9 protein-coding genes and 1 pseudogene are annotated in these 11990 nt (G+C 71.8%); 8 read left to right on the top strand and 2 right to left on the bottom strand.

Going from position 1 to position 11990, the window contains the following annotated elements:
• Positions 1-58: 58 nt before the first annotated feature.
• From mrdA to ACZ6Y1_RS25805, 4 genes and pseudogenes are all read left to right on the top strand, one after another.
• Positions 59-2134, top strand: a pseudogene (gene mrdA, locus ACZ6Y1_RS25820) (penicillin-binding protein 2); the annotation flags it as partial.
• 123 nt (positions 2135-2257) lie between these two features.
• Positions 2258-2770 carry a DinB family protein gene (locus tag ACZ6Y1_RS25815; protein WP_469634279.1) on the top strand — a complete coding sequence of 171 codons (513 nt, stop codon included), beginning with the start codon at positions 2258-2260 and terminating at the stop codon, positions 2768-2770.
• 124 nt (positions 2771-2894) lie between these two features.
• On the top strand, positions 2895-3653 hold the full coding sequence (locus ACZ6Y1_RS25810; RefSeq protein ID WP_469634276.1) for a MerR family transcriptional regulator: 759 nt from the start codon (positions 2895-2897) through the stop codon (positions 3651-3653).
• Between the two features lie 119 nt (positions 3654-3772).
• Complete coding sequence (locus ACZ6Y1_RS25805; RefSeq protein ID WP_469634273.1) at positions 3773-4468, top strand: DedA family protein; 696 nt, start codon at positions 3773-3775, stop codon at positions 4466-4468.
• Between the two features lie 145 nt (positions 4469-4613).
• Here ACZ6Y1_RS25805 and ACZ6Y1_RS25800 read toward each other — a convergent pair whose 3' ends face one another.
• The gene (locus ACZ6Y1_RS25800; protein ID WP_469634270.1) at positions 4614-6257 is read right to left on the bottom strand and encodes a threonine/serine exporter family protein; all 1644 of its coding nucleotides are present in this window, start codon (positions 6255-6257) and stop codon (positions 4614-4616) included.
• A gap of 464 nt (positions 6258-6721) precedes the next feature.
• Positions 6722-7216, bottom strand: coding sequence for an inorganic diphosphatase (locus tag ACZ6Y1_RS25795; RefSeq protein ID WP_243629059.1), 495 nt, complete (start codon positions 7214-7216; stop codon positions 6722-6724).
• 173 nt (positions 7217-7389) lie between these two features.
• Here ACZ6Y1_RS25795 and dacB point away from each other — a divergent pair, with 173 nt between their 5' ends.
• From dacB to hpt, 4 genes are all read left to right on the top strand, one after another.
• Positions 7390-8829, top strand: coding sequence for a D-alanyl-D-alanine carboxypeptidase/D-alanyl-D-alanine endopeptidase (dacB, locus tag ACZ6Y1_RS25790; RefSeq protein WP_469634267.1), 1440 nt, complete (start codon positions 7390-7392; stop codon positions 8827-8829).
• A 37-nt stretch (positions 8830-8866) separates the two neighbouring features.
• Entirely contained in the window at positions 8867-10009 is a 1143-nt protein-coding gene (locus ACZ6Y1_RS25785) for a zinc-dependent metalloprotease (protein WP_469634264.1), read from the top strand.
• A 234-nt stretch (positions 10010-10243) separates the two neighbouring features.
• Positions 10244-11269, top strand: a complete 1026-nt coding sequence (gene tilS, locus ACZ6Y1_RS25780) for a tRNA lysidine(34) synthetase TilS (protein ID WP_469634261.1) — start codon at positions 10244-10246, stop codon at positions 11267-11269.
• Between the two features lie 65 nt (positions 11270-11334).
• Positions 11335-11895: a hypoxanthine phosphoribosyltransferase gene (gene hpt / locus ACZ6Y1_RS25775; RefSeq protein ID WP_243339812.1), complete on the top strand. Its 561-nt coding sequence runs from the start codon at positions 11335-11337 to the stop codon at positions 11893-11895.
• Positions 11896-11990: the final 95 nt, after the last annotated feature.

Raw genomic sequence — 11990 nt, 5'->3', positions numbered from 1 at the left:
TCCCCGGAACCCCCTAAACTCGACCGGGCGTACGCGGTGCCGCCCGGGGGAGATCGAGTTGAGCAACATACCGGAGACCGGCCGGACCCCTCGGGTCCAGAACCGGCTCGTCGTCATCCAGATCGTCGTCTTCTCACTGCTGCTCACCCTGGGCGGACGCCTCTGGTACCTGCAGATACGCAATGGCCAGGAGTACACGGACGAGGCGAAGAACAACCACGTCCAGCGGGTGGTCCAGCCCGCCGTGCGCGGATCCATCCTGGACTCCCGCGGGGTCCCGCTCGCCGACAACGCGACCCATCTCGTGGTCTCCGCCAGCCGCACCGAGCTGCTCACCATGAAGGACAAGGGCAGGGAGGTCCTGACCCGGCTCGCCGGGGTCCTCGGCACGGACCCCCAGGAGACCATCGACAAGGTCCGGCTCTGCGACGCCAAGACCAAGCAGCCCTGCTGGAACGGCTCCCCGTACCAGCCGATCCCCGTCACCGACGAGGCCACCACCGAGCAGGCCCTGCAGATCCGCGAGCACCCCGAGGACTTCCCCGGCATCACCGCCGAGCCCACCGCCCTGCGCCGCTACGCGGCACCGGACGGGGCCAACACCTCTCAGGTCCTCGGCTACCTCTCGCCGGTCACCGACGAGGAGATCGCCAAGGCGAAGAACACGGACTCCCCCTACCTGCGCTCCGACCAGGTCGGCCGCTCCGGCCTGGAGCGCACGTACGACAAGGAGCTGCGCGGCAAGGCGGGCATCACCCGCTACGAGGTCGACAACCTCGGCCGGGTCATCGGCCAGGGGCAGACCGACCCGGCGCAGCCCGGCTCGAACGTCGTGACCTCGATCGACTCCCGTGTGCAGGCGGTCGCGGAGCGCGAGCTGAACAACGCGATGATCGAGGCCCGCAAGACCTACGACAAGAACACCGGCCGCAACTACGAGGCCGACTCGGGCGCCGTCGTCGTCATGGAGACCAAGACCGGCCGCGTCGTCGCGATGGCCTCCAACCCGACCTACGACCCCAACGCCTGGGTGGGCGGCATCTCCGCGAAGGACTACGCCAAGCTCACCGACAAGGACTCCAACCACCCGCTGCTGAACCGCGCCATCCAGGCCCAGGCCGCACCCGGCTCCATCTTCAAGGTGGTCTCCTCGACGGCCGTGGTCAATGCCGGGTACCCGTTCAACGGACGCTACCCCTGCCCCAGTTCGTACTCGGTCGGCAGCCAGACCTTCACCAACTTCGAGTCCCAGGGACACGGCGACATCACCATCGGCCGGGCCCTGGAGGTCTCCTGCGACACCGTGTACTACCTGCTCGCCGACCAGGAGTGGAAGAAGGACGGCGGCATCAACCCGAAGAAGAACCCCAACGACTGGTTCTTCAAGACGGCCCACGAATTCGGGCTGGGCAAGCGCACCGGCATCGACCTGCCCAACGAGGTCCCCGGCCGGATCCCGGACCGCAAGTGGAAGCAGGACTTCTTCGACGCGAACAAGAACGCCTGGTGCCGGGACGGCAAGAAGAACGGCACCTTCGCGGAGAAGATCGCCTACGAGAACTGCCGCCAGGGCAACCAGATGCGCGAGGGCGACGCCATCAACTACTCCATCGGCCAGGGCGACACCCTGGTCACGCCCATCCAGATGGCCTCCGTCTACGCGGCCATCGCCAACGGGGGCACGCTCCACCAGCCCAGCATCGGCAAGGCCATCGTCAGCGCCGACGGCAGGTCGGTGCAGGAGATCGCGCCGAAGGTGCAGGGCAAGCTGCCCATGGACGCCGACACCCGCGACGACATAGACCAGGCCCTGGCCGGCGTGGCCACCAACGGCAGCGCCGCCTGGCGCTTCGGCGGCTGGCCGCAGAAGCAGATCCCCATGCACGCCAAGACCGGCACCGCCGAGGTCCAGGGCAAGCAGACGACCTCCTGGTTCGCCTCCTACACCGCGGACTACGCCATCGTCATGACGATCTCCCAGGGCGGCACCGGCTCGGGCGCCTCGGGACCGGCCGTCCGCAAGATCTACGAGGCGATGTACGGGCTCGACCCCACCGGCAAGCAGGACCTGGCCAAGGCGCTGCTCCCGAAGCCCGCCACCGCCCTGCCGGTGATCCGCCCGGACGGGCAGATCGCGGGCAACTGAGGACCGGCGGCGATTTAGGACACGGGCTGACCGCATCGGTCCGTAGCGTGGTTCTTGTCAGCAGGACGGGACACAGCAGCACGAACCACGATCACGGAAGAGGCGGTCAGCATGGCGCACCCCACCGAGGAGATTGCCGGAGACGAGCGCGGGACGCTCCTCCTGTTCGTCGAGGACCAGCGCGCCGCCCTGCGCAGGGCGGCCGAGGGCGTGACCGAGGAGCAGGCCGCGAGCCGCCCCACGGTCAGCGAGCTCTCCCTCTCCGGCCTCGTCAAGCACGCGGCCGAGGTGGAGCTCAACTGGCTGCGGCTGGCGCAGCAGCGGCCGAACGAGCACGGCCGCGCCCCCGAGACCTGGCACGAGGGCTTCCGGCTGACCGGGGAGGAGACCCTCGCCTCCGCCCTGGCCTTCTGGGACGGGGTGAAGGAGCAGACCGAGGCCTTCATCGGCGCCGTGCCCAGCCTGGACGACACCTTCCCGCTGCCCCCGGCGCCGTGGTTCCCGCAGGACGCCAAGGTCTCGATGCGCTGGATGCTGCTGCACCTGGTCCGGGAGTTCGCCCGGCACGCGGGCCACGCGGACATCATCCGCGAGACCTTGGACGGCACGAAGGCGATGGGCTGAGGGCCCCTCCTCGCCCCCGGTCCCTCCTCGGGTCCCTCCTCGGGTCTCTCCTCCGGGCTTGCACCTCACGCGGCGTGAGGACCCACAGTGAAGGGCGTACCCAACCAGAAGGAGGGCGAGGAGTATGGGCTACTCCGTGGGCCAGGTCGCCGGATTCGCCGGAGTCACGGTGCGCACCCTGCACCACTACGACGAGATCGGTCTGCTCTGCCCGAGCGGCCGCAGCCACGCGGGTCACCGGCGGTACGACGACGCCGACCTGGACCGGCTGCAGCGGATCCTGTTCTACCGGGAGCTCGGCTTCCCCCTCGACGAGGTCGCGGTCCTGCTGGACGACCCGGAATCGGATCCGCGGGAGCATCTGCGCCGGCAGCACGCCCTGCTGACCGACCGGATCGCCCGGCTCCAGCAGATGGCCAAGGCCGTTGAGCACGCCATGGAGGCGAAGAAGATGGGCATCAACCTCACGCCGGAGGAGCGGTTCGAGGTGTTCGGGGACAAGGACCCGGAGCAGTACGCGGAGGAGGCGGAGCGCCGCTGGGGCGGCACAGAGGCCTACGCGGAGTCGCAGCGGCGGGCCGCCACGTACAGCAAGGAGGACTGGCAGCGGGTCCAGGACCAGGTCGCCGACTGGGGCGCCCGGTACGCGGCCCTGATGGAGGCCGGTGAGCCGGCCGACGGCGAGGCGGCCATGGACATGGCCGAGGAGCACCGGCAGCACATCGTGACCTGGTACTACGACTGCACGTACGAGATCCACACCTGCCTCGGCGAGATGTACGTGGCGGACGAGCGGTTCAAGGAGTTCTACGACTCCATGAGGCCCGGTCTGGCCGAGCACCTGCGGGACGCGATCATGGCGAACGCGGTCCGCAAGGCGTAGCCGCACACCTCCCCCACCCGGGACCTGGAACCGGGTGGGGGAGGTGTGCGTTCATACTGAGACCGCCGCACTGTCGCCGCGGCACCGCAGACCCCCCGATCCAGGAGAGCCCGGAACTCGTGAACACGCTTGCGCTCGGCCCTGAGTGGATTTCCCCGGAGTATCTGATCGGGCAGTTCGGCCTGGTCGGCACCCTGGTCATCGTCTTCGCGGAGTCGGGTCTCTTCGCGTTCCTGCCGGGGGACTCGCTTCTGTTCACGGCGGGCCTGTTCACCGCGAGCGGCACCATCAAGCAGCCGCTGTGGCTGGTGTGCACCCTGATCTCGGCCGCGGCGATCGTCGGCGACCAGGTCGGCTACCTGATCGGCAAGTTCTTCGGCCCGAAGATCTTCAACCGGCCGAACTCCAAGCTGTTCAAGCCCGAGAACCTCGAATCGGCGCACGGGTTCATGGAGAAGCACGGCCCCAAGGCCATCGTGCTGGCGCGCTTCGTGCCGATCATCCGTACCTTCGCGCCGATGGTCGCGGGCGCGACCGCGATGAAGTACCGCACGTTCCTCACGTTCAACATCATCGGCGGCGTGCTGTGGGGCGCGGGCGTCACGATCCTGGGCTACCAGCTCGGCCAGTTCGAGATCATCAAGAAGAACGTCGAGCCGATCTTCATCGGCATCGTCCTGATCTCCGTCATCCCGGTGATCTTCGAGGTGCTCAAGTCCCGCAAGGAGAAGAAGGCGGCCGCCGAGGCCGCTCCCGCGGGGGCCCACCCGATGGACGAGCCGGGCCCCCAGCGCGGCCGCCACGCCAAGCGCTGACCCAGGCAGCCCCGCCGGCGTTCGAGGCGCGGGGCCCGGGGCGGAGCCCCGCATCCGTGAGCCGCGCGGCAAGACCGCACCAGCCGCCGTGCACGCCCCCGCAGAGGCCCACCCGGGCGTCGGCGGGGGCGTACGCGTACGGGGGCTAGTAACCCCGGGTCCGCTTCGCCGCACGCCGCTTGGCCGCGCTCGCCGCCCCCGGAATCCGCATGAAGAGCCGCGAGGTCTCCGAGCCCAGGTTGACCCCGATCGCGATGGCCAGGGCGATGGCCGCGGCGTTCACGAGCGACCCCAGCCCCTCGTTCAGCCGGTCCTCGGCGATCAGCAGCAGCCCGTAGTACGTCGCCGAGCCGGGCAGCAGCGGGCCGATCGCGGCCGTCACGTACGGCAGGGCGGATGCGAAGCGGTAGCGGGAGAAGAGCTGGCCGAAGAGGCCGACCAGCCCGGCCGCCACGGCCGTGGACGGCACGGGCGGGATCCCGCCGGCGTAGTGCAGGGCCCCGAAGGTCACCCAGGCCACGCCGCCGTTCAGCGTCACGATCCACACGCTGGAACGTTCCTGCTGGAGCAGGATCGCGAAGGTGAACACCAGCACCATCGAGGCGGCGATCTGGATCAGCGGCCGCTGGGTGATCTGCAGGACCTCCTCCGGCTTGGGGGAGGCGCCGAGCTGCAGGCCCAGATAGAGCACGACCAGCACGCCCATGATGATGCCGATGAAGAGGTACATGACCTCCAGCAGCCGGGCGGAGGCGGTGATGTAGTAGCCGGTCAGCCCGTCCTGCACCGCCGCGACCAGGGCCCGCCCCGGCAGCAGCGCGAACAGCCCGCCGGTGATCACGGCGGAGGCCTTGATGTCCTCGATCTCGGCGAGCTTGAGCGCCACGCCGAAGGCGGCGGGCGGCATCGCGGCGACGACGAACTGGTAGAACTCCGGCAGCCCGCGCCCGGCGAACACCCAGGCGAGCCGGTCGCCCAGGACGGCGCCGAGTGCGGCCGCGAAGAAGACGACCACCCCGCCGCCGACGAGCACGGACGCGGCCCCGGCCAGCACGCCGGCGGCGGCCGTCAGCACCCAGGTGGGGTACGGGTGGCGGTTGCGGCGGATCTCCGCGAGGCGGCGGTAGGCCTCCTCCAGCGAGATGTCGTACTCGTGGGCGCTGATGTCGTCCACGAGCCGGTACACGGCCGCCAGGCGCGTGTAGTCGGTGCCGCGGCGGCGCACGGTCCGGTTCGCCGAGACCGGGTCGCCCACCAGGGAGGGCTGGTGGGTGATCGACAGCATGGTGAAGGTGACGGTGGGCTCGCAGCGGTCCAGCCCGTAGGAACGCGCGACCGCGAACATGGCGGCCTCCACGTCCTCGGAGCCCTCGCCGCCCGAGAGCAGCAGTTCGCCGATGCGCAGGGTCAGGTCGAGCACGCGGCCCACGGCGGGCCCGCTCTCGCTCGGCTTCTGCACGAGCTCGGGGACGGGGCGCACGTCGACCGGCATGCGCAGCATCGTGCGCATGCGGTCCTGCCAGGGGGACTCCGTCATCCGGGCCACGGGGAACCCCTGGCCCGGGGTGTAGGCGGGCGGGGAGTGCGCGGCGCTGTAGGTGGCGGGGGGCCGGAAGGCGGACCCCTCGGGCTCGGGCGGCACCTGGCCGGTGCCGGGAGGCAGGGCGAACTCCGAGGTGGGCTGGTCCTCCTCGGGGGGCTCCGGCTCCATCCCGGGCGGCGGGGTGAAGGCGCTCCGCGCCTCGTCGGACTGGGGCTTGCGGTCCTCCGCCCCATCGGCTTCCGCCACGCGCCGCGCCCTCCGCTTCGTGATCACCTGCCGTATCAGTATGCGGAATCGTTTCGTCCCCGCGCGAGGGGACCCTCCCGGGCGGGGTGCGGGCTGCGGCGCCGGTACCGGCGGGGCCGGGGTTGCGGGCGCGGGCCCGGGCCCGGATCGGCGGGGCTGCCCTGCGGGGGCCTGGTCCCCTACCCGCCCTTCCGCCGTTCCCCGGGCTCCGCCCGGACCCGTTCCGGGCGCTGCGCGCCCGTGCGCGCAAACGCCGCGCGGGCTGGAATCGCCGCGCAGCGGCATGATCCAGCCCCGCCGGCGTTTGAGGCGCGGGGTCCGGGGCGGAGCCCCGGGGAACGGCGGAAGGGCGGGTAGGGGACCAGCCCCGCAGGGGACTCGCGCCGGGACGGGGCCGGAAACGGGGCGGCGGGCGGCGCCCCCGTGGGGGTGCCGCCCGCCGTCAGCCGGCGCTCAGCGCAGCGTCAGTGGTGGCCGCCGGAGGCCTCGAGGCGCTTGTACGAGGCCTCGATCTCGGCCTCGGCCTCGGCGCGCCCGACCCAGTTCGCACCCTCGACCGACTTGCCCGGCTCCAGGTCCTTGTAGACCTCGAAGAAGTGCTGGATCTCGAGGCGGTCGAACTCCGACACGTGGTGGATGTCGCGCAGGTGCTCGACCCGCGGGTCCGAGGCCGGCACGCACAGCAGCTTGTCGTCGCCGCCCGCCTCGTCCGTCATGCGGAACATGCCGATGGCGCGGCACTTGATCAGGCAGCCCGGGAAGGTCGGCTCGTCGAGGATGACCAGCGCGTCCAGCGGGTCGCCGTCCTCACCGAGGGTGTTCTCGACGAAGCCGTAGTCGGCCGGGTAGCTGGTCGAGGTGAAGAGACGACGGTCCAGACGGATCCGGCCGGTCTCGTGGTCCACCTCGTACTTGTTCCGCGAACCCTTGGGGATCTCGATGGTGACGTCGAACTCCACGTCCTGCTCCTCCATGATCAGCCTCAGAAGACCGATTGCTTCGAGACGGCATTTGATTGAACTGCGTGCGCGTCCGGCCCTGCCCTGCCGGGTGGGGTGCCATGCTCGCGGCAAGACGCAGTGGTTAAGTGTCCCTCACGCATATGTGTGATCGCGAAAGGGGCTGGTCCGAGGTGCCATTGGTCAAGACGTGGCAGCTCATCGCGGGGTCCGCCGTCGCCGGCCTCGCCCTGTCCGCGGCCGTCGTGGCCTCCGCCGGTCCCTGGGACTCCGGCCAGCGTAAGGCCGAGCGGGACAGGGCCGCCTCCTGGAGCCGTACGGGTGGCGCAGATCACGGCGCCGGCTCCGGCTCCGGCTCCGGCGCCGGGGGCCTGCCGCAGGCCGCGCCCAGCGCTCCCGGGGTGCTCCAGGGCGTCGGCCCGGCCCGCCCGCAGGCCGCCGCCGCCCCGGACGGGCTCGCCGCGGCGCTGGGGCCGCTGCTGGCCGACTCCGCGCTGGGCACCGTCCGTACCGCCTCCGTCGTCGACACGGCGACCGGGCAGGTGCTCTACGAGTCCGGGGCGCGCGACGCGATGACCCCCGCCTCCACCGTCAAGATCGCCACCGCCGCCGCGGCCCTGGCCGCCCTCGGGCCCGAGCACAGGATCCGGACCACCGTCGCCCCGGGCGCCGCCGGCCAGATCGTCCTCGTCGGCGGCGGCGACCCCTCCCTCACCGCCCGGAAGAAGCGCCCCGCAGGCCCCTCCGGCAGCCTCGCCGAGCTCGCCGGGGACACCGCCGCGGCCCTGAAGGCCGCCGGCACCTACACCGTGACCCTGGGCTACGACGACAGCCTCTACACCGGCCCCGCCCGCCACCCGATCGGCGAGAACCCCAACATCGCCCTCGTGACCTCGCTGGCCGCGGACGAGGGCCGCCCCGACGACTCCCTCTCGGGGCCCGTGGACCGGGTCGACGACCCGGCGAAGGAGGCGGCCCGTGCCTTCGCCGCCCTGCTGGCCGAACACGGCGTCAAGGTCACCGGCGCCCCCGCCCGGGCCAAGCCCGCGGCGGGCGCGCAGCCGCTGGCGGTCACGTTCTCCACCCCCCTCTCGGGGCTGGTCGAGCGGATGCTGACCAACAGCGACAACGACATCGCCGAGGCCCTGGCCCGCCAGACCGCCCTCGCCTCCGGGCAGCCCGCGAGCTTCGAAGGCGCCGAGAAGGCCGTCTCGGCCAGGCTCGCCTCCCTCGGCGTGGACGTCTCCGGTACCCGCTTCGCCGACGGCAGCGGCCTCAACCGCGCCGACAAGGTCAGCGCCGCCCTGCTCACGGGTCTCCTCACCAAGGCCGCAGGTTCCGACCACCCCGAGCTGCGGCCCGTCCTCACCGGACTGCCGGTCGCCGGATTCACCGGGACCCTGCGCGCCCGCAACTCCGGCACCTCCCCGGCCGCCGGCCTGCTCCGCGCCAAGACGGGCACCCTGAGCGGCGTGAACTCCCTCTCCGGGACCGTCGTGGACCACTCCGGCCGGCTCCTGGCCTTCGCGTTCCTCACCGCGAACACCCCGGGACCGGAGGGCGCCGAGAAGGCCCTCGACAAGCTCGCCGCCGCGGTCGCGGCCGCTCCGTAGGGGTCCGCTGAGGGGCTGGTCCACGTACCGTTGACGCATGACGAGCATCAGTGGTGCCGAGATGGTCGACTGGAACCTCGCGGTGGCGACCGCGACCCGATTGGTGAGGCCCGGCCCGGAGGTCGGGCGGGACGAGGCACGAGCGGTCGTCGCGGAGCTGCGCGCGCACGCCCGGACCTCGGAACGACACGTCCGCGAGTTCACCCGCATGATCCCCGACGGTGCGACCGTCCCCGACACCCCCGTACTCGTCGTCGACCGGGCCGGCTGGGTCAAGGCCAACGTGGCCGGCTTCCGCGAGCTGCTCCAGCCGCTCCTCGGCAAGATGCAGGACCGCCGCGCGGGAACCCCCGGCGGGGCCGTGCTCGGGGCCGTCGGCGGCAAGGTCACCGGCGTCGAGCTCGGCATGCTGCTCAGCTTCCTGGCCTCCCGTGTCCTCGGCCAGTACGAGACCTTCGCGCCGGTCACCCGCGACCTGCCCGGCTCCGCGGGCGGCGGGCGGCTGCTGCTCGTCGCCCCGAACATCGTCCACGTCGAGCGCGAGCTGGAGGTCCCCCCGCACGACTTCCGGCTGTGGGTCTGCCTCCACGAGGAGACGCACCGTACGCAGTTCACGGCCGTCCCCTGGCTGCGCGACCACCTCGAAGGCGAGATCCAGGCGTTCCTCGGCGCCACCGAGCTCGACCCGGCGACCGTCCTCGAACGGGTCCGCGAAGCGGCCCAGTCCTTCGCCGGAGCCCGCCCCGCCGACGAGCAGGGCGACGAGGGCCGCTCCCTGGTCGAGCTCGTACAGACGCCCGAACAGCGCGAGATCCTCGCCCGGCTCACCGCCGTCATGTCCCTGCTGGAGGGCCACGCCGACTTCGTCATGGACGGGGTCGGCCCCGAGGTCGTGCCCTCCGTCGCCGAGATCCGTGAGAAGTTCCAGCAGCGCCGTGCCAGCGGGGCGGGCCGGCTCGACGCGGCCCTGCGCAAGCTGCTCGGCCTCGACGCCAAGCTGCGCCAGTACCGCGACGGCGAGCGCTTCGTGCGCGCCGTCGTCGGCCAGGTCGGCATGGACGGCTTCAACCGCGTGTGGACGTCCCCGAACACGCTCCCGACCAAGGCGGAGATCGCCCGGCCCGCCGACTGGGTCGCCCGCGTGCACCGCAAGGGGGGCGAGGGGGGCGCGGAAAGCTGACTCGGGGCTCACTCGGAGGCGTAAACCTGTCTCACTGGGGGAAGCAGCATCACCCGTCCGAGGGACCGTGAGGCGTGGAAGGGCGTGCGATGCTCGGGGAACGGCTCGGCTCTGTCACCATCGACGCACTCTGAGTGACAACCCCGCCCCGCGGGGGCAGCCGGGCAAGCACCCCCGAGCACCACACACCCCGAAGCCTCCGTGGCATCCGAACACCATCGAAGGGCACCGGACATGGGTCCCCATCCTGCGGTCGCGGCGATACGCCTGGCGGTCCGCCGCGTACTCCACGACGTCCTGACCGACCTCTCCCACCGTTCCGCCGACCCCCGCACCACCCCGCCGCTCGTCCTCGTCGCCTGCTCCGGCGGCGCCGACTCGATGGCACTCGCCTCGGCACTCGCCTTCGAGGCCCCCAAGCTCGGCGTCCGGGCCGGCGGCATCACCGTCGACCACGGACTCCAGGCCGGCTCCGACCTGCGCGCCGCCGAGGTCGTCACCCGCATGACCGCGCTCGGCCTCGACCCGGTGGAGTCCGTCGCCGTGCGCGTCGGCCGGGAGGGCGGCCCCGAGGCCGCCGCCCGCGACGCCCGCTACGCCGCCCTGGACGAGGCCGCCGACCGGCTGGGAGCCGTCGCCGTGCTGCTCGGCCACACCCGGGACGATCAAGCCGAAACCGTCCTGCTCGGGCTCGCCCGCGGCTCCGGCATCCGCTCGCTGTCCGGCATGGCGGAAGTGTCCGGGGGGCCCGGACGCAGCCACCGCTACCGCCGCCCCTTCCTCCAGGTGGACCGGCAGACCGCCCGCAAGGCCTGCATGGTCCAGTCCCTGGCCGTCTGGGACGACCCGCACAACATCGACCCCGCCTACACCCGCTCGCGCCTGCGCCACGAGGGACTGCCCGCGCTGGAGAAGGCCCTCGGCAAGGGCGTCGTCGAGGCGCTGGCCCGCACCGCCCAGCTCTCCCGCGACGACGCCGACGCCCTGGACGCCTGGGCCGCCGAGGCGGAGACCGGCGTACGCGACGAGGACGGCCGGCTGGAGTGCGCCAAGCTGTACGCCCTGCCCCCGGCCGTCCGCCGCCGGGTGCTGCGCAGGGCGGTCGTCGCCGCCGGGTCCCCCGCGGGCTCCCTCTTCGCCCGGCACATCGAGGAAGTGGACCGCCTCATCACCGGATGGCGCGGTCAGGGCGCCATCAACCTGCCCGGACGGGTCGAGGCCCAGCGCCAGGGTGGCAGACTTGTCATCCGGCAGGGCTGATTGGTGCTGAAGCACGGCTGAGTCCTCCGGGGGCACCCCCGGGGCCCCGGCCGACAACGAAAGTGATGCGGGTGGACGAGAAGGACATGGGCAACGACCTCCAGTCGGTGCTCATCACCAAGGAAGAGATCGACGCGAAGCTGGCCGAGCTGGCCGCGAAGATCGACGCGGAGTACGCGGGCAAGGACCTGCTCATCGTCGGTGTGCTCAAGGGCGCCGTGATGGTGATGGCGGACCTGGCGCGCGCCTTGTCCACCCCGCTCACCATGGACTGGATGGCGGTGTCCTCCTACGGCGCCGGGACCCAGTCCTCGGGCGTCGTCCGGATCCTCAAGGACCTGGACACCGACATCAAGGACAAGCACGTCCTGATCGTCGAGGACATCATCGACTCCGGCCTGACCCTGTCCTGGCTGCTGTCGAACCTGGGCTCCCGCCAGCCGGCCTCGCTGGAGGTCGTCACGCTGCTGCGCAAGCCCGACGCCGCGAAGGTCGCGATCGACGTGAAGTGGGTCGGCTTCGACATCCCGAACGAGTTCGTCGTGGGCTACGGCCTCGACTACGCGGAGAAGTACCGCAACCTGCCGTTCGTCGGCACGCTCGCCCCGCACGTCTACGGCGGCTGACCGCCGCACACGGAGTATCGACGCCCCCGGGGCCCGGACGACGGGAACCTGGGGGCGGTTCCCGCCGTTGGAGCAGGGAAAGCGGGTCTGTCAGC

The sequence above is a fragment of the Streptomyces sp. NPDC053432 genome, assembly GCF_055585365.1.
Note: the sequence above shows the minus strand (reverse complement) of the source record. Positions and strands in the feature narration are given on the sequence as shown.

What these genes read in the sequence shown, in the direction of transcription:
- hpt (WP_243339812.1), top strand. Translation starts at nt 11,335, where the DNA reads ATGCGGGTGGACGAGAAGGACATGGGCAACGACCTCCAGTCGGTGCTC.
- tilS (WP_469634261.1), top strand. Translation starts at nt 10,244, where the DNA reads ATGGGTCCCCATCCTGCGGTCGCGGCGATACGCCTGGCGGTCCGCCGC.
- ACZ6Y1_RS25785 (WP_469634264.1), top strand. Translation starts at nt 8,867, where the DNA reads ATGACGAGCATCAGTGGTGCCGAGATGGTCGACTGGAACCTCGCGGTG.
- ACZ6Y1_RS25815 (WP_469634279.1), top strand. Translation starts at nt 2,258, where the DNA reads ATGGCGCACCCCACCGAGGAGATTGCCGGAGACGAGCGCGGGACGCTC.
- ACZ6Y1_RS25810 (WP_469634276.1), top strand. Translation starts at nt 2,895, where the DNA reads ATGGGCTACTCCGTGGGCCAGGTCGCCGGATTCGCCGGAGTCACGGTG.